The 23,759-nt window shown below is 63.9% G+C and carries 27 protein-coding genes and 1 pseudogene; 15 read left to right on the top strand and 13 right to left on the bottom strand.

The genetic code is table 11. The features are described 5' to 3' along the window. Nucleotides 1-132 precede the first annotated feature (132 nt). Nucleotides 133-534 carry a pilin gene (locus tag LQD11_RS15580; RefSeq protein ID WP_276315682.1) on the bottom strand — a complete coding sequence of 134 codons (402 nt, stop codon included), beginning with the start codon at nucleotides 532-534 and terminating at the stop codon, nucleotides 133-135. 216 nt (nucleotides 535-750) lie between these two features. On the opposite strand from LQD11_RS15580, the gene LQD11_RS08320 reads away from it, so the two are divergent. After that, on the top strand, nucleotides 751-1,212 hold the full coding sequence (locus tag LQD11_RS08320; RefSeq protein WP_238617131.1) for a tetratricopeptide repeat protein: 462 nt from the start codon (nucleotides 751-753) through the stop codon (nucleotides 1,210-1,212). Between the two features lie 234 nt (nucleotides 1,213-1,446). Here the strand turns inward: LQD11_RS08320 and iscB are convergent, their stop codons facing one another. Next, nucleotides 1,447-2,778: an RNA-guided endonuclease IscB gene (iscB, locus tag LQD11_RS08315; RefSeq protein WP_238617130.1), complete on the bottom strand. Its 1,332-nt coding sequence runs from the start codon at nucleotides 2,776-2,778 to the stop codon at nucleotides 1,447-1,449. 295 nt (nucleotides 2,779-3,073) lie between these two features. Here iscB and LQD11_RS08310 point away from each other — a divergent pair, with 295 nt between their 5' ends. Further along, nucleotides 3,074-3,235 (top strand): hypothetical protein, encoded by a 162-nt coding sequence (locus LQD11_RS08310; protein ID WP_238617129.1) that lies wholly within the window; start codon nucleotides 3,074-3,076, stop codon nucleotides 3,233-3,235. A 375-nt stretch (nucleotides 3,236-3,610) separates the two neighbouring features. After that, nucleotides 3,611-4,087 (top strand): TIGR01841 family phasin, encoded by a 477-nt coding sequence (gene phaP, locus LQD11_RS08305; RefSeq protein ID WP_238617128.1) that lies wholly within the window; start codon nucleotides 3,611-3,613, stop codon nucleotides 4,085-4,087. A 57-nt stretch (nucleotides 4,088-4,144) separates the two neighbouring features. Here phaP and LQD11_RS08300 read toward each other — a convergent pair whose 3' ends face one another. Genes LQD11_RS08300 through LQD11_RS08290 form a run of 3 tightly spaced genes read right to left on the bottom strand, consistent with a single transcriptional unit; the run spans nucleotide 4,145 to nucleotide 7,360 of the window. Then, a complete protein-coding gene (locus LQD11_RS08300; protein WP_008932895.1) occupies nucleotides 4,145-4,903 on the bottom strand; it encodes a sulfite exporter TauE/SafE family protein in 759 nt (252 codons plus the stop codon). 53 nt (nucleotides 4,904-4,956) lie between these two features. After that, nucleotides 4,957-5,901 carry a DUF1028 domain-containing protein gene (locus LQD11_RS08295; protein WP_238617127.1) on the bottom strand — a complete coding sequence of 315 codons (945 nt, stop codon included), beginning with the start codon at nucleotides 5,899-5,901 and terminating at the stop codon, nucleotides 4,957-4,959. 16 nt (nucleotides 5,902-5,917) lie between these two features. Further along, nucleotides 5,918-7,360 (bottom strand): DUF294 nucleotidyltransferase-like domain-containing protein, encoded by a 1,443-nt coding sequence (locus tag LQD11_RS08290; RefSeq protein WP_238617126.1) that lies wholly within the window; start codon nucleotides 7,358-7,360, stop codon nucleotides 5,918-5,920. 202 nt (nucleotides 7,361-7,562) lie between these two features. Here LQD11_RS08290 and LQD11_RS08285 point away from each other — a divergent pair, with 202 nt between their 5' ends. Together LQD11_RS08285 and LQD11_RS08280 are read left to right on the top strand one after the other, a co-directional pair. Then, complete coding sequence (locus LQD11_RS08285; protein WP_238617125.1) at nucleotides 7,563-8,276, top strand: cytidylate kinase-like family protein; 714 nt, start codon at nucleotides 7,563-7,565, stop codon at nucleotides 8,274-8,276. After that, nucleotides 8,273-8,737: a F0F1 ATP synthase subunit epsilon gene (locus tag LQD11_RS08280; RefSeq protein ID WP_338081479.1), complete on the top strand. Its 465-nt coding sequence runs from the start codon at nucleotides 8,273-8,275 to the stop codon at nucleotides 8,735-8,737. Before LQD11_RS08285 ends, LQD11_RS08280 begins: the two co-directional genes overlap by 4 nt. Here the strand turns inward: LQD11_RS08280 and LQD11_RS08275 are convergent. From LQD11_RS08275 to LQD11_RS08255, 5 genes are all read right to left on the bottom strand, one after another. Continuing rightward, nucleotides 8,734-9,714 carry a M14 family metallopeptidase gene (locus LQD11_RS08275; protein WP_238617124.1) on the bottom strand — a complete coding sequence of 327 codons (981 nt, stop codon included), beginning with the start codon at nucleotides 9,712-9,714 and terminating at the stop codon, nucleotides 8,734-8,736. The two genes, LQD11_RS08280 and LQD11_RS08275, sit on opposite strands and share 4 nt — an antisense overlap. A 33-nt stretch (nucleotides 9,715-9,747) precedes the next feature. Then, nucleotides 9,748-10,254 (bottom strand): DinB family protein, encoded by a 507-nt coding sequence (locus LQD11_RS08270; RefSeq protein ID WP_008932901.1) that lies wholly within the window; start codon nucleotides 10,252-10,254, stop codon nucleotides 9,748-9,750. Nucleotides 10,255-10,268: 14 nt separating this feature from the next. Beyond that, nucleotides 10,269-10,661, bottom strand: a complete 393-nt coding sequence (locus LQD11_RS08265; protein WP_008932902.1) for a DUF3775 domain-containing protein — start codon at nucleotides 10,659-10,661, stop codon at nucleotides 10,269-10,271. Nucleotides 10,662-10,738: 77 nt separating this feature from the next. Continuing rightward, nucleotides 10,739-11,041: a DUF2288 domain-containing protein gene (locus LQD11_RS08260; RefSeq protein WP_008932903.1), complete on the bottom strand. Its 303-nt coding sequence runs from the start codon at nucleotides 11,039-11,041 to the stop codon at nucleotides 10,739-10,741. 27 nt (nucleotides 11,042-11,068) lie between these two features. Continuing rightward, entirely contained in the window at nucleotides 11,069-11,458 is a 390-nt protein-coding gene (locus tag LQD11_RS08255; protein ID WP_238617123.1) for a thioredoxin family protein, read from the bottom strand. A 156-nt stretch (nucleotides 11,459-11,614) separates the two neighbouring features. Between LQD11_RS08255 and LQD11_RS08250 the strand changes: the two genes are divergently transcribed. The 4 genes from LQD11_RS08250 (at nucleotide 11,615) to LQD11_RS08235 (ending at nucleotide 14,384) form a co-directional block, all read left to right on the top strand. Further along, nucleotides 11,615-11,995: a hypothetical protein gene (locus LQD11_RS08250; protein ID WP_238617122.1), complete on the top strand. Its 381-nt coding sequence runs from the start codon at nucleotides 11,615-11,617 to the stop codon at nucleotides 11,993-11,995. Between the two features lie 84 nt (nucleotides 11,996-12,079). Next, nucleotides 12,080-12,412 carry a PepSY domain-containing protein gene (locus tag LQD11_RS08245; RefSeq protein WP_238617121.1) on the top strand — a complete coding sequence of 111 codons (333 nt, stop codon included), beginning with the start codon at nucleotides 12,080-12,082 and terminating at the stop codon, nucleotides 12,410-12,412. 5 nt (nucleotides 12,413-12,417) lie between these two features. Further along, nucleotides 12,418-13,101, top strand: a complete 684-nt coding sequence (locus tag LQD11_RS08240) for a response regulator transcription factor (protein ID WP_008932906.1) — start codon at nucleotides 12,418-12,420, stop codon at nucleotides 13,099-13,101. After that, a complete protein-coding gene (locus LQD11_RS08235) occupies nucleotides 13,098-14,384 on the top strand; it encodes an ATP-binding protein (RefSeq protein WP_238617120.1) in 1,287 nt (428 codons plus the stop codon). Before LQD11_RS08240 ends, LQD11_RS08235 begins: the two co-directional genes overlap by 4 nt. A gap of 37 nt (nucleotides 14,385-14,421) precedes the next feature. On the opposite strand, the gene LQD11_RS08230 is transcribed toward LQD11_RS08235, so the two are convergent. From LQD11_RS08230 to LQD11_RS08220, 3 genes are read right to left on the bottom strand one after another with little or no spacing between them, the layout of a single operon-like run. Continuing rightward, nucleotides 14,422-14,721, bottom strand: coding sequence for a hypothetical protein (locus LQD11_RS08230; protein ID WP_238617119.1), 300 nt, complete (start codon nucleotides 14,719-14,721; stop codon nucleotides 14,422-14,424). Nucleotides 14,722-14,773: 52 nt separating this feature from the next. Continuing rightward, nucleotides 14,774-15,928 carry an alkaline phosphatase family protein gene (locus LQD11_RS08225; RefSeq protein ID WP_238617118.1) on the bottom strand — a complete coding sequence of 385 codons (1,155 nt, stop codon included), beginning with the start codon at nucleotides 15,926-15,928 and terminating at the stop codon, nucleotides 14,774-14,776. A gap of 40 nt (nucleotides 15,929-15,968) precedes the next feature. Further along, a complete protein-coding gene (locus LQD11_RS08220; protein WP_238617117.1) occupies nucleotides 15,969-18,254 on the bottom strand; it encodes a sensor domain-containing diguanylate cyclase in 2,286 nt (761 codons plus the stop codon). A 251-nt stretch (nucleotides 18,255-18,505) separates the two neighbouring features. On the opposite strand from LQD11_RS08220, the gene greB reads away from it, so the two are divergent. The 6 genes and pseudogenes from greB (at nucleotide 18,506) to nfi (ending at nucleotide 23,736) form a co-directional block, all read left to right on the top strand. After that, entirely contained in the window at nucleotides 18,506-19,006 is a 501-nt protein-coding gene (gene greB, locus LQD11_RS08215; protein WP_008932910.1) for a transcription elongation factor GreB, read from the top strand. Between the two features lie 53 nt (nucleotides 19,007-19,059). Then, nucleotides 19,060-19,191 (top strand): LPS translocon maturation chaperone LptM, encoded by a 132-nt coding sequence (gene lptM / locus LQD11_RS08210; RefSeq protein ID WP_008932911.1) that lies wholly within the window; start codon nucleotides 19,060-19,062, stop codon nucleotides 19,189-19,191. Nucleotides 19,192-19,248: 57 nt separating this feature from the next. Next, nucleotides 19,249-20,496, top strand: coding sequence for a diaminopimelate decarboxylase (lysA, locus tag LQD11_RS08205; RefSeq protein ID WP_238617116.1), 1,248 nt, complete (start codon nucleotides 19,249-19,251; stop codon nucleotides 20,494-20,496). 32 nt (nucleotides 20,497-20,528) lie between these two features. After that, nucleotides 20,529-20,912, top strand: coding sequence for a RidA family protein (locus LQD11_RS08200; RefSeq protein WP_238617115.1), 384 nt, complete (start codon nucleotides 20,529-20,531; stop codon nucleotides 20,910-20,912). A gap of 78 nt (nucleotides 20,913-20,990) precedes the next feature. Continuing rightward, a pseudogene (gene recG, locus LQD11_RS08195) lies at nucleotides 20,991-23,063 on the top strand (ATP-dependent DNA helicase RecG); the annotation flags it as partial. Then, complete coding sequence (gene nfi / locus LQD11_RS08190; RefSeq protein WP_238617113.1) at nucleotides 23,047-23,736, top strand: deoxyribonuclease V; 690 nt, start codon at nucleotides 23,047-23,049, stop codon at nucleotides 23,734-23,736. The pseudogene recG and the gene nfi, both read left to right, overlap by 17 nt. Nucleotides 23,737-23,759: the final 23 nt, after the last annotated feature.

The following is a 23,759-nucleotide window of genomic DNA, read 5'->3' as shown; positions in this document are numbered from 1 at the left end:
TGCGCTTCACTTCGTTCGCTATGATCAACTTACGGCGGGACTTACACCCACAGGTGTGCGCTCATGCTGGGCGCACAACGAGAAGGGGCGCCCGGAGGCGCCCCTTGGGGTGCTGACTAATGCAGCTTCGACTTAGATTCGGCAGTTTGCAGGAACGTAAGGATTATTATCTGCATCGTCCACCGCACAAGTCCAAGAACGACCGGCGGCGTCAGGTGTAAAGGTGATTTCGAAATCACTTACTCCGCCACCCAGATTTGACATCTCCACGGTAATAACGCCAGCATCGCAAGTGAGCGCGGCGTTGGGTGTACTGGCATCAGTTTCGTCAATACCCTCACAAAGATCAGTGCGACCGGTCATGATGTTTTCAGCCACGGTAGCCCTGGCAGAAGCGGCGATATTGATACCCTCAGTTACCTGAGCCCGAACCGTATAGTTCTGATACGCCGGCAACGCAATCGCCGCCAAGATACCAATGATCGCCACCACGATCATCAGTTCGATCAGGGTAAAACCTGCTTGCTTCTTCATCGTCAAATCCCTCGTCAGTGTGTGGCCTGTGCTGGCCTGGGCAGTCTGGATAATGCACGGGCCGTGCCAACATCCAACAGCGGCCCGCCGTAGCGTAAATGGTATCCTGCGCCGGATAGGCGGTCTGTGAGCCGTCGCCAGAAATGGCCGACAAAAATGGTCGGCCGTGAAATGAATGGCCGACAAAAACAGTCGGCCGTAGAAACGGAGGGATGGATGGAAATTTCCCTGGATACCGCCGAAAGACTCACCGGCCTGAGCCGCCGATCCCTGCGTCGCAGGCTGGCCACTGAAATGCCCCGCCAGGAGCGCAGTGACGCCGTGGATCGGGGCTGCATCCCCCTGGCGGCCGTGCGGGCCGACATCCCCGCCGCTCTTCAGCCGGAGGATGACGAGGTGATCATCCGTGCCGACCAGGGCGAGGCCGAGGCCCAGAACGACGTGGCCCTGATCCTGATGGACGCCGACCGCTACGACCTGGCCATCCACTGGCTGCGCTTGGCGGCCCGGCAGGAGTACCCCGACGCCATGCACTGGCTGGGTCGGTGCTACGTCTCCGGGCAAGGCGTGGACAAGGACGAGCAGGAAGGCATGGCCTGGATACGCCGCGCCGCTGAACACGGGCACGTCATCAGCCAGGCGCAGGTGAGGGCGATGGATGGAGATCCAGATCCGTGAAGGAGCGCGTCACTTGCTTCGAGCAGGGCCTGAGAAGCCCGTGCTGGTGATTCAGGACCATTCCCGTAAGGGCGGGTGGCGACGGGGCGAGAACGCTTCGCTACGAGCCTCTCAGAGGCGGAGTCCGTGACCTACACGGCTTCTCCACCGACTCAACGACTCACTTTCCGCTCATTTCGCGAGAGACCCCATAACTTCAGGGCGGGGAGGGATAGCGCATCGTGCACAGCACGATCACGCGGCCCTGGTCGCGTCCTCCTGTATCGGTTTGGGTTGAAAGGTATAGCCATAGCCATCGGCTCTTTGAAGCAGGCGGCAATGGCGGTGTGAAATGCCCTGAACCACACCCTCTCGGGTCTGGATATTGAAACTACCGGTGGCGCGAATGGCCACCCGGCCCTGATAGGTGCCGGCCTTTTTACCGGTCGGTACGTTGGCCTGAACCAGATCCCCGGTCTGAAAGCCTTTCACCTGCTTTTGGCGCATCAGGTAGCCACGGGGGAAGCCGAAACGGTTGAGCCGGGTGCGCTGATAACTGCCCCGGCCCGTGGCCCGCACCGTCAATGTGGGCACATTCCAGTGGGTGATGGCGGTGACTGGCCCGACACAGGCCGCGTCCAGGGCGTGGGTCTTGGGGACACCCAACCGCTGTCGGTTGTATTTGGTGCGGCCACCACTACTGGTGATCACGGGCAGGCCCGTGGCCTGAAGCTGTCGGAACAGTGCCCAGCGGGTACTGTTGACGGCGGCGGCATCCTTGAGGGGTGCCTTGGCCTGGGCCTCGATCCGTTGCAGGCGCTTGGGATCATCGGCCAGAAAAATTTCCACGGGCTGATTCCCCTTGGCCTGATTGCAATCACGACAGGCCAGGGTCAGATTGCTGACCCGATCCGAACCGCCCCGGCTTTTGGGGTGAATGTGATCAATTTCCAGGGGCACCTGTGTCGCACCACAGTAGGCGCAGCAGCGTTGCCACTTCTCCAACAGGTATTCCCGCACTTCATAGCCCTGTAAGGTGCCCTGCTGGTATTCAACGCCGCTGATTTCTGGATTTTCCATAATCTGCATATCGAACCGAACCCGCTCCATGGTGATCCCCGTCACCGGGGCCAGCCGGCACAATCGGTTCACCCAGGCCATCGTGGTGTCCACTCGATGTTGCAGACTGGGGGCCAGCTGGCCTTGGGGTGGGGTCCGGTTGTCGAACCGGGGCGCCCGGTGGCGTAACTGATTCCGGCGCCGCCGACGAAAGGCCCGGCGCTGGGTCAAATTTTCACGGATCTGTTGGCCGCGATGCTCGATCTCCATCAGCATCAGTACCTGCTGCTGCTCCGGATTGGCGACGTCCTCGCGGATCACCGTGACTCCGGTGGTCTTGCTGCCGGGGTCAATCTTGATCTGGATCGGTTGCAGCACGGATTCTTCCACCGCACGATCCTTGAGCCGGATGGTGAACGGGCGCATCCGGTGGACCACGGCCCGGCCCCGCTCCAATAGCAACCGTGCCCGTTTCTCCGGGCAGGGCATCAGGGGCTTTTTCCTCTTGTCCAGTACCAAAACCGCCATTTCAAACCTCCCAAAACAGAACCCTTACGGGTCCGGTGACGTAGGGCTTGCGCCCCATCTCCCCTCGGGAATGTCTGCAACCGGCTCCCGCTTTCGCGGCGGCTGGAACCTTCGGCGCTTTACCTTTCACCAGCATGATCCCAACCTTCCAGAGCGGCGGACTGAGGAAGCATCCGCCGGTGGGTCTTGACGACCTGTTGCAAACGTAGCGGGTTTTCACCGCTTTCCCTGGTCAACCCAGCCTGCTTTCACAAGCTCCGGCCTTCAGGCGGGGGTAGTTGACGTCGCGGGGGACATGTTGTGGAAAACCACGGCCGGGGGGATACGTATCGGTGACGACAGGGCCTGCATTTTGATCGATGCCAACGGTGATCTGGTGATCCAGGGGCGCGAGGTCCGGATTGAAGCGGAAACCATCCGCCTGCAGGCGAATCGCATTACCCAAAACGGCACCTGAGCTGTGGATGACGCGGTTTCTGTATGATGACTATCTTTTTAAAATCTTTTTAATGACTGTAATAAGGGGACGCCTCGCCTGGGGAAAAGAATTTTAAAAATTTTTAATTTCAACACGTTATTCACATTTCAACATGTGAGGAAATCTGCGGGTAACCTAACGGGAAATTGTGCGAGGATTGTGGATAAATCTGTGGGAAAATCTTACCCACGGTTTCGAAACAGTTTATCCACAGGGTTGTCACGGGCTGATGATAGCCTGTATTTCCTTGAAAATGGGGGCCCGTGCGCAGGCGAGTCCTGTCCATTGGACTAAGCTCTACCACTGGAGGATCAATCCCGTATTCCCCTGTAACCAGAGAAGGAGATCGCAGCCATGCCGCAAGAGAAAAATCCGTTCGACATGTCCGAACTGATGAAACTGATGGATCCTCAGCGCTACATGGATCAGATGAACGAGTTCATGAAGCAGTTCAAGATCCCGCACATGGATATGTCCGCATTGATGGAAGTACAAAAGAAGAACGTGGAGGCCATGATGGCCGCCAACCGGGCGATGATGGAAAGCAGCGAGGCCCTGATGAAGCGTCAGACGGAGGTGCTGAGCCAGGCAATGAATGAGGCCACGGAGATGACCCGTGCCATGGGGGAGGCAAAACAGGACGAGTTGCCGGCCAGACAGGTGGAAATGGTGGGCAAGGTCTACGATCGCATGAGCAGCCATACCCGGGAGACCTTTGAATCCATGCGACTGGCCCAGGAAGCGGCCATGGAGCGACTGGATCAGCGTTTCCGGGAATTGCTGCAGGAACTCAAGGATATGTCCGCCAAAAAGGATCAGGAAAAGGCCTGATCCGCGTCACGATGGTCCCGGAGCGGGTTGCCTGTCGCTTCCGGGACCGTCCCGCCGTCATCCCAGTTCACGGAAGAACTGCACCACCAGCAGGATGCACAGGATCCACAGCAGACCCTTGAGCCAGCCCCGATAGGTGTCCGCGGCCACCCGCTCCCGGATCCACATACCCCCGCGCAGTCCGATCAGGGCGGCGATGCCCAGGGGCAGGGAAATCAGCAGCAGGTCCAGTCCCAGCATGCCGAGGAAGGCAAAGGTGATGGCCTGGGTCCCCTTGCCCAGCAGGAAGCACAGGTTGATGGCCTGGACGAGGACCACGGGGGCCAGTCGCAGTTCCAGGAAATAGATCATCATCACCGGGCCGCCCACGTTCACGGTCCCCCCCAGCAGGCCTCCCAGCAGACCGGCCCCGGCACCGCTGGGACGGGGATGGCGGCCGATCCAACTCCAGTCGATGCGTTTGATGCGGTCGGACATCAGGTAGAGCACCACCGTGGCGGCCAGCAGCAGACGGAAGGGATTAGGGTCCATGGCCACCAGCACCAGGGTGCCCAGGGCCGATCCCACCAGCATCCATACCGCCACCGGCCAGAAACGGGCCACACTGCCGAGCCAGTTGCCGCCCCGGATCAGGCTCCAGACGTTGACTGCGATATTGGGGGCCAGGGTGAGCAGAATGGCCGTCTTGACGTCGGTGATCAGCGCCAGGATGGGGGTGGCGATCATCGGGAAACCCAGCCCGAAGGCGCCGTGGACCAGGCCGGCGATCAGAGTGACCAGCAGGCCGATGAGGATCTCTTCAGTACCGAACGTCATGCCGTGTATTGCCCGGAATGTGGTGAGGGGGGAGAACTGGGTCAGGGGAGGATTCAGGATGTGCCGGATTGCGGCTGGAGCAGCCGCTGGATCAACGCCGGATCATCGGGCAAAAATCGGCTTTTTGCCACCCTCTTCAGGAGCAGGGACCAGTGGGGAGCGCGCTGGAACAGCGCCCCGAGCAGTGCCCGGGCTTCGGCTTCATGGCCCGCATTGACCAGGGCCACGGATCGCCAGAAGATGAGTTCATCCTCTTCCGGGGCCAGTGTTTCGGCACGGGTGAAGGCCTGAATGGCCTTGTCGTATTCACCATGCCGCAGATGATGCCCGCCCAGGGTATTGAATTCGTAGGCCTCCTTGAGGATGACAAGGCGCTTCAGCTCCCGGACCGGGGTCGGGTGGTCCTCCACCCGCAGATCCAGAAGGGTGTCCTGGGCCGGGTCTCCGGTGGCCCTGCCGCTGACCACCATCATGGCGGCGGAGCGTCGTCCCCGCAGATCGCCGCCTTGGGCCTGGGCGGCTTCCAGGGCACTGATCAGGCGATGGGGAAAATCACCTTCGGCGGCCTCGTAGGCCCGTCCCATGGCTTCCCAGGTGCCGTCATTGAGCAGCATGTTGCCAAGGCATGCGTACTCATCCCCCAGGCAGTGACCGGCCTCGTCGATGCACAGGCGGCCGGTATGGGCCACCACGTCTCCCTGGGTGTCGATCATGGCGGCCTGGCGGTAATCCATGTGGTGATCCCGGGCCAGCAGGCGGCGCAGTGCCTCGCCGGCACTGGCGCCGTCCCGCATCAGGCGCAGGCCTTCGGCGGCATAGATGAGCTTGGCGAAGGACTGGATGGTGCCGGCCCCCACGCCCGCCCGGGCAAACGGAGCGACACTGCCCACGGCAAAGTGATGGGACTGGACTGCCACGCCCAGGTGACCGCTGGCAGGGTCACGGGCCACGATGGAATAGGTGGCGACGGGGAGTTGGGCGGGGGGCTGGGTTGGCATCCGGTCTGCCTTGCAATCAGCGCAACAGGCTGAGGTTGAAGTGACCGCTGATGAAGCTCTGGAACTTGGTCACATCTTCGAAGGCGATCTTGAGTTTCACCTGTTCCATCTGGCTCAGTTGCTCCAGGGCTGCGCAATTGTCCGGTTTTTTCCCCTGCTCCACGGAGCGGACCTGGGCTCGCAGACGCATCAGCACCAGAAAATCAAAGCTTTCCTGTAGATCGCCGGCCTGATCCTGCTTCAGCACCCCCTGTTTCACCAGGGCCTGGAGACGTTGGTGGGTGCCCCCGTCCAGGGCGTTCAGTTCCAGGGCCAGGGCCTTGATGCCGTCGGTGAGGGCGAAAATACCGCCTTTCTTCAGGTCCACTTCCCCCCGGGGGGCGCCCTGGGTACCGGTCTTGATCTTGCCCAGCCAGCCCAGGGGCGGGGTGAAGCGCAGCATGTTTTCCGCCATGCGCATGATGAACAGCCGGTTTTCCGCCAGGCGGTGGTAGATATGGGCCTTGAGCTTGCGTTCCAGGGAGGCATCGCCGTAAAGGGTGCGGATGTCGGCGAACATGCTCACATTGGGGATGTTTTTCGGGCTGGGTGTGGTGAGCCACTGATCCAGCTCCTTGTACCAGCCGGAAAGACTGCGTCGCCAGGCGGGATTGCTGGCCATGATGCCACCGGGGCAGGGAGGGACGCCGATCTCGATGAGATGCTCGATGAGCTCCTTGGAAAAGGCCTCGATCTTCCTGATGTCATCCTCGGACAGATCATCGGCGTAGACGATGGCATTATCCTGGTCGGTGGAGAGGGTCTGCTCGCTGCGTCCCTCGCTGCCCATCACCACAAAGGCAAAACCCCGGGGCAGGTCGGGGAAGCGGGTCTCCCGGACCAGATGGATCAGGCGCAGCAGGATCTGGTCATTGAGATGGGCAATGAGCTTGACCAGATCCTGGATCCCGGTGGTGGTGCCGCTGAGTCGTACCACCAGATCCTGAATGCGGGCATGCAGGACCTTGAGATCCTCGGGGGTGCCGGCCTTCTCGATGTCCCGCACCAATTGATGGGGCGAATGATTCTGCATGCGCAGGATGTCCGTGTCGGTGATGATCCCGTTGAGGGCGCCGTCCTCGGACACCACCACCAGACGGTGGATGTGTTGCCGCGACATCCGGTACAGCGCCTCGTAGAGCACGTCTTCTTCACGGATGGTGGTCAGGGGACTGTTCATCACGTCCGCCACCTTGAAGGAACCCGGGTCCCGTCCCGACGGCACCACCTTGTTCCTCAGGTCCCGGTCGGTGATGATGCCGATGGGGGCACCGGCGTCATCGCAGACCACCACGCTGGAGATGTTCTTCTCCTTCATTACTTTTACCACATCAACGAGCCCTTCGCCGGGCCGGCAGGTCACGACCTGGCGCTGGCAGATCTCGCCCACGGGGCGAAAGAATTGGTTCTCGTCGTTCATGCTTGACTGTCCTTTGCCGGAATCCTGACCGGCATTCTGGGTCGATAAACACCGTGGGAGGGGTTGCCCGCGGTTGATTGGAAGTGATGCCCGGCCCGCCCGGTCCGCGTGCCGCGCGCGGATGACATGGCCGGGAGGATGGTGTTGTTCATGCCAGGCTGAGTAACATGGAAGGACATCCGGAGTCAGACTAAGGTGCCCCATGCATCATGATGTGAATGATCTCATCCAGCGATACATCCGGTCGCAGACCTATGGCAAGGATACTTCGGGTCGGGAGGCTTCCAGGCCCATGCCCCTGGTCACCATGGCCCGTGACTACGGCGCCGGAGGGGAGGAAATTGCCGCGATACTGGCCCGTGAGCTCAAGGTATCCTATTTCGACGAGGTGTTGCTGGAGCGGCTGGCCAAGCATACCGAGCAGGACCGGGAACTGCTACGGGAACTGGATGAAAAGGTGTCGGCCTGGAAGAGCACATGGGTTTACTCGGTCCTGTCCGGGGATGCCTATTTCATGACGACCTATCGCAAGGCCCTGGTGAACGTCCTGCTGGCCATCAGCGCGGAGGGCGGGGTGATCATGGGGCGGGGCGGACATGTGTTCCTGCGCGACCGGGGGGCTTTCCGGATACGGATCTGCGGCTCTCCGCTGCATTGCGCCCGGCGGGTGGCCGCCAAGGAAGGTTTGTCCGAGGACGAGGCAAGGGAGAAGGTGGAGACCATCAACCAGCAGCGCCAGCAGTTTCTCTGGAGCCTGATCCAGAGACGTACCAACGATCCGACCCAGTTCGACCTGACCATCAACACCGACAAGCTTCATGACTGGGACAAGGTCGCCGCCATGATCCTGTCGGCGATGAAGGAGGCAGGCCTTGCCCGATCCGAACACCTGTCCAGAGGGAGCAGCAGACCGTGACCGTGTCGAGAATGCCGCGTACCGGCGCCACCATGGTGCTGGATATCGTCAGTGCCGAGGAGCGGCTCTATTCCGGAGAGGTCCACCAGGTCTGCATCACCGGAGCCAATGGTGAGCTGGGCATCTTTCCCCGCCACTCCGCCCTGTTGACCTCCATCCGTCCCGGTGTCGTGCGCTTCATCCCGGCCGGCTCCGACGAGGAAGACTACCTGTATGTCTCCGGAGGCATGCTGGAAGTCCAGCCCGCCGGGGTGATCGTGCTGGCGGACACGGCCATGCGCTGTGAGGACATCGATGAGGAGGCCGCCCGGGAGGCCAAGCGCCGGGCGGAAGACGTGATGCGCGACAGCGTGCTCTACACCGACCGTGACGAGGCCCACGCCGTCCTGTTGCAGGCCATGGCCCAGCTGGCGGTGGTGGAGAAGGCGCGCAAGAAGCGGGGCAAGCGTAACGGCGGTTAGACCGTGTTCATCCGTTCACTGGCTTCGGCCAGGTAGAACCACTCGTTGCCCGGCAGGGCATTGGGGTTGGGGAAGACGATGAAGCCATCCGCGGGTGCGAGCACCGGAGTTCCGTCGTGGCGCCGGCCGATCTCGTCTCCCTTGCGGATGGGGTCGAAGCTGGTCCACTGGCGGCTGAAGTGGTCTTCCGGATGGTCCCGGTCGATCACGTCCACCAACCTGAGCACCTCCGGATCCTGCCTCGGGGCGGGTGCCGGCAGACTGTCCACCAGCCGCAGATGGGCCAGGGTATTGAGGATGGCCTGGTAGGCCACCGCGGGCGCCTCCGGGGCCTCGTGCTGGCCGCATTCCAGGGTGAGGGCATAACCGCCCCGGGCGCGCATGAACTCCGTGGTGCCGATACCGTAGCTGGGGTCGGTGCTGAGCATCTGTGCGCGTAGGTCCGCATTGGGATTGCGCAGGCGCCGGGCCACGCCCCGGGCATAGGTATCCAGCCAGCCTTCGACGATGCGACGTGCCCCCAGGCGTCGGGCCAGGGCCTCCTCGGCGGCGGCGTGGGTGAAGGGCTCCAGCTCGCCGTCGTTGTCCCGGGGGCCGAGCATGACGAAGGGCTCCCCCGGGGTATGGAATGAATGCAGGTCCAGCAGCACCTCATGTTGGGCCAGCAATGGCCCCAGGCGGTTGGCGATGCGATCCTCGAAATCCAACGGCGTGTCGCTGATGCGGAAGTTGCGGTTGAGGTTGCGTTCCCCCATGCGCTGCCCCAGCCTGAAGGCCAGGGGATTGGTGACGGGCACGAAAGTCACCAGGCCACGGTTCAGGGTCAGCTGTCCACAGTCCAGTTCCGCCATCACCCGCTCGATGCCCCGGGTGCCGCAGGTCTCGTTGCCATGCACGGCGCCCAGCACGATGAGCCGCGCACCCGGCTCCAGGCCATGATAGGTGACGGAGCGGATCAGGGTCGGGTGGTTGGTCATGGAGGGTACCTGAAAAGGGGGGTGTGAAAGGGGTTACTCGACGATGCCGGGCATGGCACTCATGTTCAGCGGGGCCATGGACACGCCAAGCTGGGACAGCAGGACGGTCATCCGCCCCCGCTGCAGGGACTGGTGGTGGAGCATGCCGAGCAGACAATCCCCCAGCAGCAGGGTGCATTCCCGCTGGCTGCGCTCGTGGCGGAAGCTGATTTGCCGGTCCAGGTTGGGATAGGCCAGGTTCTGCACGAAATTCATGATCTCGCTGTCGGTGCGCAGGCGTTCGGTGCGCAGCAGGGCATATTCGGTATAGAGCACCTGGTCGAGGGAGCGGTACACATAGGGCTTGTTCAGCATGCGCCCCAGCCAGATCCGGTCCTGCAGCAGCATCTGGTTGAGCAGGCCGTGGATCGACCAGGCCTGCGGTCCCGGGATCTCCTGCTTGCGCTCCGTGTCCCGCAGGTCGTCACAGCATTCCAGGATCCGGCTGTTGGACCAGCGGTTGAAGCGTGCCTGCAGGCGCATGCTGTAGAGGATGTCCATGTTCAGACGGGGTCTTATTCGTCGTCCTCGCAGGAATGGCCCAGCATGGCCAGCCCCTCTGCCAGGTAGTCGGCCCCCATGGGGGTGGCCAGCAGATAGTCGGCGGTACGGGGGGTCCAGTTGTCCTTGGCCTCTTCCAGGGCGGCGTCCCATTCGTCCTCGGTATAGTCCCCGCGGCCCAGCCACATGAGGGCCACCAGATTGGCCTGCAGTTCCGGCTCCAACTCGTCGATGGTGTTCTTGATCTCCAGGTACACCGGATTGTCCGCGTGTTCCGCCAGGGCCTCGTCGATCCAGCCGTCGTTCTGGTTGTCCGGTTCCTCGGGCAGCATCACGTCTTCCTGGGCATGGAATTCCCGGGCATGGCTGATGATCCCGCAGACGAAGCGGGGGCTGAGTTGCATCATGGTTGCCTCCTCCTTCAAAGAGGTTACAAACCCTGATGATAACGGATCACGGGGGGGACCGCAGGGGGGCCGAGCCGTCAGTGGGCGGATTCCTTGACCAGCACCCAGGGCGCCACCACCACGGCCTGGAACCGGGGGCGACGGGTCTCCCAGTCGCGGGCATGCTCGATGCCGGGCTGCCGCAGGGTACCGGACCTGAGCCAGTCCTCGACGGTATCCCGGTCATCCCGGACCAGGGCCATGGCGACATCCAGTAGATCCAGGGAATCGGTGACCGCCAGCAGGGCGCCACGGGCGAAGTGGGTCTGCAGTTCGGGCCAGGTAATGACGCCCATTTCGCCTTGCAGATGGGCGCGCAGGGCCGCGGGATCTTGTTGCATGAGGAGGATTCCTGCGCCGGGGCGCGCTCAGCCGATGAAGGCGCGCACGACGTCTTCGTTACGGGTACCCATGAGCACCTTCTCGATCCGGCCGTCCCGTACCCGCATGAGGGTGGGGGTGCCCATGACCTTGAACCGCCGGGCCATGTCCGGGCGACGGCTCACGTCGATGCCGATGATGTCGGTGCGCTCGGACATGAGGGGGTCCAGAACAGCGGACACCTCCCTGCACATGCCGCAGCGGGGGCTGTGGAAGTAGAAATACAGGGTCTCGTGGGCCTTTTGCTCCTCGCTGATCAGATCGCTCAGGTCCGGGGCCGGTCGCCCCTGCATGCCTCGGGTGCGATAGACGAGGGCGAACTGTCCCAGCAGGAACAGGGTGATGAGACTGATGATGATCCAGCCGATGCTATCCATGCCCCTTTGTATACCTGATTCACGGCCTCATGACGAGGGGTTCAGGCGCCATTCAGGGGCGGGGGAGTATCAATGACATCATCGCCGGATGGCGGCGGTGGCCGATCCCCATGCACGGGACCGGTCCGTAACCCTCCAGTCAAGGAGATCACGATCATGAAACCCTTCATTCGCGGAATGTGGTTCCTGGGCGCCGTCGGCAGCCTGCTGCTGGTGCCCATGATCGCGCAGGCAGGCCCGGGGTGGGGGCAACCCTGGCACCCCGGTCATCAGGTGCCGTCGCCCCACGTGCAACCCGTGTCCAGAGGCGGTCCTCCCCCTTGGGCCCCCGCCCATGGCTACCGGCAGGGGTATGGCGCCGGTTATCAGGACGGCTATCGCCAAGGTTACCGGGATGCCCGTGCCCAGCAGCGGGGGCCGTCCCATTACCGGAGCCATTACCGGCAACCACCCCCGCCGCCACCACCGCGCCCGACCTATCATCGTGACGCCGGGGGGCGGGTGGACGTGAATGTCAATTATCGATATCGGTTCTGATCCTTCACTCGGTATCGGTCAGGTCCCGGGTCAGGACTGACCCGGGACCTGACCCTGCCGACGGCTACTGGTACACTCGGATCCATGCAGCACAGCCACCGCCATCGCCATGCCCTGATCCCGGCCAAAGGTTCGGGATGGTGGCTGTGCCTGGTGTTGTCGCTGGCTTTCCCGGCGGGTGCCGCCACCCTCGTGGAGCCGTCCCGCCCGGTCTTGCTGCTTCCGGTGCAGGAGCCGTCGGGCGAAGTGTCCCTCGATGAAGCCGTGGCCCTGGTTCAGGCTGGCATCGGGGGGCGGGTCCTGTCGGCGGAGACCCAGATCCAGAACGGTCGCCGGGTGCATCGCATCCGCATCCTCACCGACGATCAGCGGGTGCGGAACATCCTGGTGGATGCCGTCACCGGTGAGTGGCGGTAAGCCCCATGCGCGTGGTGATCATCGAGGATGAAACCGCGTTGCAGATCCGGCTCAGGGAAAGGCTGGAGCAGGAAGGCTGGATGGTGGATACCAGCGGTGACGGGCGCGACGGTCTTTATCGGTTGCTGGAGTATCCGGCCGATGCGGCGGTGGTGGACCTGGGTCTGCCCGGTCTGCCCGGCCTGGAGGTGATCCGCCAGGTGCGCGCCGAGGGACGGCGACTGCCCATCCTGATCCTGACCGCCCGCGGACAGTGGCAGGAAAAGGTGGAAGGTCTGGAGGCCGGCGCGGATGACTATCTGGTGAAGCCGTTTCACATGGAAGAGCTGATCGCCCGTCTCCGGGCACTGGCGCGGCGGGCCGCGGGGCGACCGGATGGTCGGCTTGCCTTCGGGCCGCTGGTGCTTGATACCCAGGCCCAGACCGTGACCATGGCCGGACAGCCGATCGGGCTGACCACCTTCGAATACCGTCTGCTGGAACATCTGGCCCGTCATCCCGGACAGGTGATCTCCAAGCAGAGCCTCACCGACTATCTCTACCCCCATGACGAGGACCGGGACAGCAACGTGCTGGAGGTGCTCATCGGCCGCCTGCGCCGCAAGTTGGACCCGGACGGCCGGCTCGGCCCCATCGAGACCCTGCGGGGACGGGGATATCGTCTGGCCCTGCCCCCCGATCAGGCATGAACTCCCTGACCCTGCGGGTAGGCCTGATCGCCGCCCTGGTGGTGGCGGTCTTTGCCGTCATGACCGCCCTGGCCCTGGAGCGCGCGTTCCGGGACAGTGCCGTCTATGCGGTGGAACAACGCCTGCAGGCCCAGCTGTTCCTGCTGATGGGCGTGGCCGAGGTGGACCCGGCCGGTCGGGTCAGCCTGCCGGAACGCTTGCCCGAATCCCGTCTCATGCTGCCGGACTCGGGACTCCATGCCCGCATCAGTGATGAAGCCGGCAATACGCTGTGGCGGTCCCCCTCGGCCCTGGGAACCCATTATGGACTGCAACCGGACGAGCGCGCCTTCATGGCCCGCATGACCGTGGATTGGGAAACCCCCGGTGGGGTGGTGCCTCTGACCTTCACCCTGAGCGAGGACCGTTCCGGTCTGGAGGCTCAACTGCGTACCTACCGGCGCAGCCTGTGGGGCTGGCTGGCGGTGCTGGCGGTGTTGCTGCTGGCGGCCCAGTCCCTGGCCCTGTATCTGGGCCTGATTCCGCTGCGGCGGGTGGCACGTGAGCTACGCGCCATGGAGCAGGGACAGCAATCCGCCCTGACCGGTCGCTATCCGGTGGAACTCAAGGCCCTGACCGATAACCTCAATGCCCTGTTGCGACAGGAGCGTGCCCAGCTGGCCCGGTATCGCGACGGCCTGGCGGATCTGGCCCATAGCCTCAAGACACCGCTGGCGGTCCTGCGGGGCAGTCTGGAATCCCGTCGTGATGAAGACCGCCGGCAGGATCTTGAACAACTGGAGCGCATGGACCGGATCGTCGCCTATCAGCTACAGCGGGCGGCCACCGCCGGTCACCGGGCCCTGGCCGCGCCCATGGCGGTGGCACCGTTGGTGCAACGTCTGGGCCGGACCCTGGACAAGGTCTACCCGGACAAGGGGGTGGTCCTGTTCGATGAGGTCTCCGCCGACAGTCGTTTCCGCGGCAACGAGGGGGATCTGATGGAACTGCTGGGCAACCTCATGGACAACGCCTGGAAATACGGCCGCGGTCGGGTCGGGGTGGCGTCGGCGATGGAAGGGCGCTGGCTGGTGCTGAGGGTGGAGGATGATGGCCCGGGCATCCCGGCGGATCGGGTCCCGGTCATCCTGGCCCGGGGCGGCCGGCTGGACGAGGCGGTGCCGGGGCAGGGGATCGGTCTGGCGGTGGTGAACGAGATCGTCAGTGCCTACGAGGGGCGTCTGACCATCGGGACGTCGGAGGCCCTGGGGGGCGCCCAGGTGGAGATCCGGCTACCGGGATGATCATGCCCCTCTCCTCGGAGAGGGGCATGCGGCATCTTCAGGCCCTGCCCACGTTCACATCCGTGGGGGAGTGGAAGTAATCACTGTCCCGGGCGTACTGTTCCAGGTCCTTGAGCAGGACCGCAAGGCGCTCCTCGGCCGTGCTGATGGTGGCGCACTGCTCGCAGCGGGGGTCGCCGCAGGGCTGGCGGGTATAGAGCCAGTAATGGACCGCGCCCGCCAGCAGGCCGTCGGCAATCTCCCACAGGTCGGCCTGGGGATCGGCGTCGCTCAGACGATTGGCCAGTTCCACGGTCTGGCTGGCGGCGCTGTCGAACAGGGTGTGGGCTTCTGACATGGCGGTGTCCTGTTCCAGTGGGTGACCGGCAATGATAGCACGGACCCCCGGTTCAGCAGACCGTCACCACCAGCGGGATTTCCAGTTCCTCGGGCGCCAGGCCCCCGTGCACTCCCTTCATGTCGAAGGGTTTTTCCGTCAGCAACCGGTCCGAGACGATCCAGCCCGGTTGCATCAGCAGGGCATAGTCCCCGATCCGCGCGGACAGCTCGGGGTGGGGCGTGCCCGGGCCGAACCAGCCTTCTTCCAGCAGTTCCGTGCTGGGGCGCAGGGTGCAGGCATGCCCCAGCCGTTCCCGGACCAGGTGTTCGAACCGCTCATGCCGGCCGTGCCGCACATAGGCCCAGGCCACCCGCGGCTCACCGCACAGGGGCAGGGTCAGGCAGTCGGCGATCTCGGGATGGTCCGCCAGTATCAGTCGGTGTTCCACCGCCGTCATGCCATGGTCGGCGGTGATGATCAGCAGGGTGTCGGTCCCCGCCAGGCGGGCGGCCAGATTTGCCAGGGCCCGGTCGACCTCTTCCAGGTGCTTGCGGGTCTGGGGGGAGTCGGGGCCGTGGTAATGGCCCAGGCTGTCCAGTTCCGACCAGTAGGCATAGACATACTGGTTGCCGTGCCGGCCCTTTACCGCCTGTTCCACCCGGTTCACCATGTCTTGCAGACCGCTGAAGGGCAGTAGCCGGGCCCGGCCTTTGTGGGCCTTGTTGAAAGGGGTATTGGCGATCTTGTTGGGGGCCACCATGGTGCTGGAAACCGGGATGCGATTGAAGGTGACGTCATGGCCCAGCCATCGCAGGACATCCAGGCCTTCCGCCCGGTCATACCCGCTACCGCCGTAGCGGGGTTTGCCGGGCAGTACCGCCAGTACCGCCCCCAGTTCGCGAAAGTGCACATGCCAGCCGGTGAGGCCATGCTGGGCCGGGGCATCGCCGGTGATGAAGGTGGTGATCCCGGTGGCCGTGGTGGTGGGAAAGACGGCATGGATGCCGGCGCGACGATGTCCGTTGAGGAACGGGGCGGGGCGGGTCCGCAGGAACCCGTCGCCCAATCCATCCACCACCACCAGGACCACGTGGCGATGGCGGCTCACTTCCTCGGGAGGCAGGGCACGCAGGGGACCGTGACAGGAGGGCGTGCCGCCCAGGCCGCCGATCAGGGAGGTCATCAGATTGGCCAGGCAATGACCCTGGTAGTCGGGTGTCTGCATGGATTTGTCCCGGATGGATATCGACTGATGATAGACCGGGTCAGCCGTCTGAACACACCCAGCAGGCCACCTGATTGCGGCCGGTCTGTTTGGCTCGATACAAGGCCTGATCGGCTTGTTCGATGAGTTCACCCAGGGTTGCCGGGCGGTCCTTGTGCAATACGGCTACCCCAAGGCTGAGGGTGACGGACAGTACCGCGCGCGGGGTTTCTATCCGTTGCCGCGCGACGGTTTGGCGCAGGCGCTCGGCCAGGACCACGGCCATCTCCTCATGGGTATCCGGCAGCAACATCACGAACTCCTCTCCGCCATAGCGTCCCAGCAGATCGGTTTGCCGCAGGTTTTCCTGTAGCCTGTTGGCCACGGCGCGCAGTACCTGATCGCCGATGCCATGGCCGTAGCGGTCGTTGATCGGTTTGAAGTGGTCGATGTCGATCATCAGCAATGAGAGGGGGCGCTGATGGCGCCGAAAAACCTGATATTCCCGCTCGGCCAGTGTGAAGAAGTGGCCGCGATTGAGCAGCCCGGTGAGGGCATCAATGCTGGAAATGCGTCGCAGCTCGGCTTCCATGCGCTTGCGTTCGGTAATATCCAGCTGGATCACCAGCATCCGCTGCTGTCCATGGATCATGGCGACGTTCAGGTAGATCATGATCCAGGCCGGTTGGCCGTCACGGTCGGTGTAGCACCACTCGAAGACTTGAAGTCCTTCGGCAACGGCCTTGTGATGCCAGCGCACGGCGTCGGCGCGTGAATAAGGCGGTGCCGAATACCAGGCCTGGCCTTTTTGCAACGATTCCAGATTGTCGCAGTGATAGGCCGCCATTGCGGCATGGTTGGCGTCGATGATGTCGGCGGTTTCGGTCTCGCAAATCAGGATGGGTACCGGAAGGTCGGTAAACAGTGCGCGGAAATGCTGTTCGCTGCGTTGCAGGGCCTGTTCGGAACGCTTGCGTTGCGTGGTATCGGCAAACACCACCACGAATTCGCCCGGGGCCGGCCGATAGGCGCGTACCTCAAAAAATTTGCCCAGCTCCCGGGAATAGTTTTCGATGCACGCCGGCTCGCCGGTGAGGGCCACCTTGCCATAGGTGTCAATCCAGTAGTCCTCCGTCCCCGGCAGGACTTCCCGCACCCGACGGCCGATCAGGTTGTCCGCCTTGAGGCCGGTCATCCGCTCAAAGGCGGGGTTGACCTCGATATAGCGGTAGTCAATGGGCTTGCCCCGGGGGTCGCAGAGGATTTCATGCAAGGCATAGCCATCCAGCATTTCATCGAATAGCTGACGAAAGCGTGCCTCGCTGCGCTCCAGATGCTGCCCGATCTGCTTGCGCTCGGTGATATCGTGGGCAATCTGCAGGTGCACGTTACGCCCATCACTCCATTGCATGACCTTGCGCTGGCAGTCATACCAGCGGCCGTTGCGCCTACTGTGCATTTCCCAACGCGGTATCCACGGATCACTTGCCCCATCGGAGCCGTGATGGTGTATGCCGCAAAGTGCGCAGCGCCACTCCCCTGGAGCGATCGCCTCCTGTTCACAGGCTCCATGCTCCCTGATGCCCAGGGCTTGTCGACCGTGGGCATTCACGAAAAGAATGTGCCGGTTTTCAGGGTCACAGACAAATACGACGGTGTCGAGCCCGTCGAAGATGCCGGTGAGGCGCTCCTCGCGCTGCAAGGGCTGAATGAAGGTGCGCGAACCGCTCAGCAGCAAGAGCAGGGTGACGGAAAACAGGGCCAGGCCTATGCCGATGGATTGCCGGCGCATGGCCGCCAGTTTTTCCCGCAGATAGCTCAGCTCCAGATCGACACCGATGACATAGTAGCGATCGTCATTGATCCGGATGGGGAGAAAAATGGAACGGAACTCCCCATAGGCGTCGCTGTATTCCAGATAGCGGGTCCTGCCGTCATCAAAGCTGGCATGGAGTTCCGGCGGGGCGGTGTCATAATGTTGAAAGAAGCGGTCATGGGTCAGGTGCCGGCGTTCGTCGACGGTGGCCGAGCTTGCGGTAGTCACGATGCGGTCACCGAATTTCATGTACGTATAGACGTAGGCAAAGCCGGCATGATCGGCATAGTCCGACAGCACCGCCATGTCGGCCAAAAAGCGCTCACTGGTGACGGAATCCGGGCCGCTGATCCGTTGGTGATAATCGGGTGGCAGCAAGGCGAGCACGGCATAGGCCCCCGCTCTCAGGCGCTGATCGGATTCTTCCAGAAGGGTTTGGCGCAGGCTGTTATAGCTGGCCATGACGAACAGGCCGGTAATCACCGCCGCCGTGCCCACGAAGGTCAACGCCAATTTGCGCCAGAACTTCAAAACTCCCACCTCCAATGACAGTCTCACACCGTCGTGCCCGTACCTGATGTGTACGAGCGATGTCTTCCTGACAGCATGATGGCAAATGGCGAAATGCAAGTGGATTCGTCCATTGTGGTGGGCAATGGTGGGTTTGCCAAGGTTTACGGTATCGCGCCCATCCGCCCGTGCGAGTCATGGCCGTGGGTGGCCCGTGGCCGGATGATTGCCTTGCTGTATGCTATGCCCTGTGTTCATAGACGTGTCATCCCATGAGCCGCTGGCGCCCACCCGCACCCCGATCCTCGCCCCATATCACGCCCCAGGGCTATGCCGCCCTGGATACGGAGCTGTCCGGCCTGTGGATTCGCCGGGCCGATGTCACCCGCCATCTGGCCGCCGCCGCCGCGGAAGGCGACCGCTCGGAAAACGCGGAATACATCTATCGGAAGAAGGAACTGCGGGAGATCGATCGACGGATCCGTTATCTGCAGAAGCGCCTGCCCGGCCTCAAGGTGGTGCGCGAGCCGCCGGCCGACCGGGGCAAGGTCTATTTCGGTGCCTGGGTGACGTTGCTGGACGAGTCGGACCGGGAGGTGGAATACCGTATCGTGGGTGCCGACGAGTTTGATCCGGACCGGCGCTGGATCAGTCTGGATTCTCCCGTGGCCCGTGCCCTGCTCGGCAAGGCCCTGGATGACGAGGTCAAGGTGCAGACCCCGGCGGGGGAGCAGTATTACGAGATCGTGAAGATCCGCTATGAAGCCGGGTGATCCCGCCCGATGCTATCATGCGGGTTGCCTGTGAAAAGATGAGGAACCCCCCCATGCGCTTTTGCTGGTCCAACCTGATGCTGATCGGCGTGGTCGTGGTACTGGGCACCGCCAGCATGCTGGCCAGTTGCGGCCAGAAAGGCGACCTCTACCTGCCCCAGGAAGAGCGTCGCGCGGCGGACTGAGACCGCGTTTCCGACCTTGTTCCATTCCATGTCGCGTCGCGACGGACATACACCTCCATGGATCATTTCAACTATCACAACGGGGTCCTGCATGCCGAGGACCTGAGCCTGGAAGACCTGGCGCAGCGTCACGGAACGCCGCTTTACGTCTATTCCCGGGCCACCCTGGAGCGTCACTGGCACGCGTTTGATCGCGCCCTGGGGGATCATCCCCATCTGGTGTGCTATGCGGTGAAGGCCAATTCCAGTCTGGCGGTACTCAACCTGCTGGCCCGGCTCGGGTCCGGGTTCGACATCGTCTCCGTCGGCGAACTGGAGCGGGTGGTGCGGGCCGGCGGTGATCCGGGCAAGGTGGTCTTCTCCGGCGTGGGCAAGCGGACCGACGAGATGCGCCGTGCCCTGGAACTGGGCATCCGCTGCTTCAACGTGGAATCGGCGGCGGAACTGGAGCGCCTCAATGCCGAGGCCGGTGCCCTGGGGGTGACGGCGCCGGTGTCCCTGCGGGTCAATCCGGACGTGGATGCCCAGACCCATCCCTACATCTCCACCGGGCTGAAGGAAAACAAGTTCGGCGTGGACGTGGCCGATGCCCTGGATCTCTATCGGCGGGCCGCGGCACTGCCGCACCTGAATATCATCGGCATCGACTGCCACATCGGTTCCCAGCTCACCCGCCTGGAACCCTTTGTGGACGCCTTGCACCGGGTCCTGCACCTGGCCCGGACCCTGGAGGACGAGGGCATCCGGCTCCATCATCTGGATCTGGGGGGCGGGCTGGGAATCCGTTACCGGGACGAGCATCCGCCCCTGCCCGAAGCGTATGCCCGGGCCATGCTGGAGGCGCTGCGGGATACCCATTACGAGATCCTGGTGGAACCCGGACGGGCCATCGCCGGCAATGCCGGGGTGCTGCTCACCCGAGTGGAATACCTCAAGCCCACCCGCCACAAGCACTTTGCCATCGTGGACGCGGCCATGAACGATCTCATCCGGCCCTCCCTCTACAGCGCGTGGATGGACATCGTGCCGGTGCGTCCCCGGGGCGGTGAGGGCATCCCCTACGACGTGGTGGGTCCGGTCTGCGAAACCGGGGATTTCCTGGGCAAGGAGCGAACCCTCGACCTGGCCGCCGGAGACCTGCTGGCGGTGCGATCCGCCGGGGCCTACGGCTTCACCATGAGCTCCAACTACAACACCCGTCCCCGGCCCGCGGAGGTGATGGTGGACGGGGACCGGGACTGGCTGATCCATCGCCGCCAGACCCTGGACGAACTCCTGGCCGGGGAAACGCTGCTGCCCGGTTGATCCTCCACATCGACGACCAGAAGGAATCTCCCATGTCCCGTGAAATTATCGCCACCGACAAGGCTCCGCAGGCCATCGGTACCTATTCCCAGGCCGTGAAGGTGGGGTCCACCGTCTACCTGTCCGGCCAGATCCCCCTGGTGCCCGAGACCATGGATATGGTGGAAGGCCCCATCGAGGCCCAGATCCGCCGGGTGTTCGACAATCTGCAGGCCGTGGCCGAAGCCGCCGGCGGCACCCTGGACGACGTGGTCAAGCTCAATGTCTTCCTCACCGACCTGACCCATTTCCCCACCGTGAACCAGGTCATGGCCGAATACTTCCACGAGCCCTATCCGGCCCGTGCCGCCATCGGCGTTGCCAGCCTGCCCAAGGACGCCCAGGTGGAGATGGACGGGATCATGGATCTGTCCTGACGGAATCCGGCGGCCCCTCCTCCTGGGGGGGAGGGGCCATCATGGCCAGGGACATGGCATCATCGGGAAAGGAATCAAGCGAATAGCGTCATGACCGAACCCGTCACCACTCTCAAGGGCGTCGGCCCGAAACAGGCGGCCCGGCTGGAAAAGCTGGGCATCCATACCCTGACCGACCTGCTGTTCCATCTGCCCCTGCGTTACCAGGACCGTACCCGGGTCCTGCCCGTTGCCGGTCTGCGCCCCGGAGACGAGGCGGTGGTGGAAGGGGAGATCGCCCTCGCCGAGGTTCAGTCCCGCGGTCGGCGCATGCTGATCCTGCGCCTGGCCGACGGCACCGGCGCCCTCAATCTGCGGTTTTTCCATTTCTCCGCCGCCCAGCAGCACAACCTGGTGCGCGGGGTGCGGCTGCGCTGTTTTGGTGAAGTGCGCGGCGGCCGGCAGGGGCTGGAGATGGTGCACCCGGAGTACCGGGTGATCCAGGATGACTCGGCTCCGGTGGAGGATTGCCTCACTCCCGTCTATCCCACCACGGAAGGGCTGCATCAGATCAGTCTGCGCCGTCTCACCGACGAGGCCCTGGCCCGCCTGGAACACCTGCCGGACTGGCTGCCGCCGGGGGTACTGGATCCCGCCGGCCTGCCGGATCTGGAATCGGCCCTGCGCACCGTGCATCGGCCGCCGCCGGACGTCTCCGTGGCGGCACTGCTGGCGGGCCGTCACCCCGCCCAGCGACGTCTGGCCTTCGAGGAACTGGTGGCCCATCACCTGAGCCTGTACCGCCTGCGCACCCGCACCACCGCCCGGCCCGCCCCGGTGATACGGGTGGACGGCAATCTGCTCGGTCGTCTGCGCCGGTCCCTGCCGTTTGCACTCACCGGCGCCCAGGACCGGGTGATCCGGGAACTGGAACGGGACATGGCGCGGCCCAGTCCCATGCTGCGTCTGGTACAGGGGGACGTGGGTTCGGGCAAGACCCTGGTGGCGGTGGCCGCCTGCCTGCACGCGGTGGAGGCCGGTCATCAGGCTGCGGTGATGGCCCCCACGGAGATCCTGGCGGAACAGCATCACCACAACTTTCGCGCCCTGCTGGGGCCATTGGACATTCCGGTGGCCTGGTTTTCCGGCAGACAGGGGGTGCGCGCCCGTCGGGAGTCCCTGGCGGCGCTGGCCGAGGGTACCGCCCGGGTGGCGGTGGGCACCCACGCCCTGTTCCAGGACGAGGTGAGCTTCGAGGACCTGGCCCTGGTGATCGTGGACGAACAGCACCGATTCGGTGTGCATCAGCGCATGGCCCTGCGGGAGAAGGGTGCCCGGGACGGCCGTCTGCCCCATCAGCTGATCATGACCGCCACCCCCATTCCCCGCACCCTGGCCATGACCGCCTACGCCGACCTGGACTATTCGGTCATTGACGAGTTGCCCCCGGGGCGTACCCCGGTGAAGACGGTGGCGGTGAGTGATGCCCGTCGGGCGGAGGTGGTGGAACGCATCCACCATGCCATCGGCCAGGGGCGGCAGGCCTACTGGGTCTGCACCTTGATCGAGGAGTCCGAGGCCCTGCAGGCCCAGGCGGCGGAGGACACCCATGCCCTATTGCGGGAGGCCCTGACCGGTATCCGGGTGGGGCTGGTGCACGGGCGCATGAAGCCCCGGGAGAAGGAGACGGTGATGGCCGCTTTCAAGGCCGGCGAGCTGCAATTGCTGGTGGCCACCACGGTGATCGAGGTGGGGGTGGACGTGCCCAATGCCTCCCTCATGATTATCGAGAACGCGGAGCGCCTGGGTCTGGCTCAGCTGCATCAGCTGCGGGGCCGGGTGGGGCGGGGAACGGCGGAAAGCGTCTGCGTGCTGCTCTATCATCCCCCTCTGTCCGACACTGCCCAGCGCCGCCTGGAGGCTCTGAGGGCCACCACCGACGGGTTCGAGATTGCCCGCATCGACCTGGAGTTGCGGGGGCCGGGGGAGGTGCTGGGCACCCGGCAGACGGGGATGATGCAGTTTCGCATTGCCGAGATTGTGCGTGATCAGGATCTGCTGGATACGGTGAAGGCGGCGGCGACCCGGCTGATGCGGGATTACCCCGACCATGTGGAGCCGCTGATCCGGCGCTGGCTGAGCGGGGCGGAGGAATATGGTCGCGTGGGTTGAGACGGATGTGGGGGGTGTCAGTCACCACTGGGACCTGACCCCGGCCCAGGCCCGCGACCTGCAGGCCTCCCTGGCACCTCGGGTGATTCGGGAAGACCGTCTGGGTCCGCTGCGTCATGTGGCGGGGGTGGATGTGGGCTTTGAGGACGAAGGGCGCTTGACCCGGGCGGTGGTGTCGGTGCTGACCTGGCCGGACATGGTGCCGCTGGAGGATGCGCTGGCACGGGTGCCCACCGTGTTTCCCTATGTGCCCGGGCTGTTGTCCTTCCGGGAGATTCCGGCGGTGCTGGAGGCCCTGGCGAGATTGTCGGTGACGCCGGATCTGCTGTTCTGCGACGGCCAGGGGATTGCCCATCCCCGGCGTATGGGCGTCGCGGCCCATCTGGGTGTGCTGACGGGGTTGCCGGCGTTGGGGGTGGGGAAGTCCCGGTTGACGGGACGGTTTGAGATGCCGGGGGAACAGCGGGGTGATGGATCGCCCTTGATGGCGGATGACGAGGTGATCGGCCGGGTGCTGCGCACTCGGACCGGGGTGAAGCCGGTATTCGTCTCCATCGGTCATCGTGTGTGTCTGGAGACGGCCTGCCGGCTGGTGCTGGAGGCGGCTCCCCGCTACCGGTTGCCGGAGCCGATCCGCCGGGCGGATCGGCTGGCTTCGCGTCGGGACCGGTGATCCGGTGGAGAAGGGCTGTCGTT

Source organism: Ectothiorhodospira shaposhnikovii (assembly GCF_022227765.1).
Classification (GTDB): Bacteria; Pseudomonadota; Gammaproteobacteria; order Ectothiorhodospirales; family Ectothiorhodospiraceae; genus Ectothiorhodospira.
The sequence above is the reverse complement of the archived record's forward strand: the minus strand, read 5'-3'. Positions and strand labels throughout refer to the sequence as shown.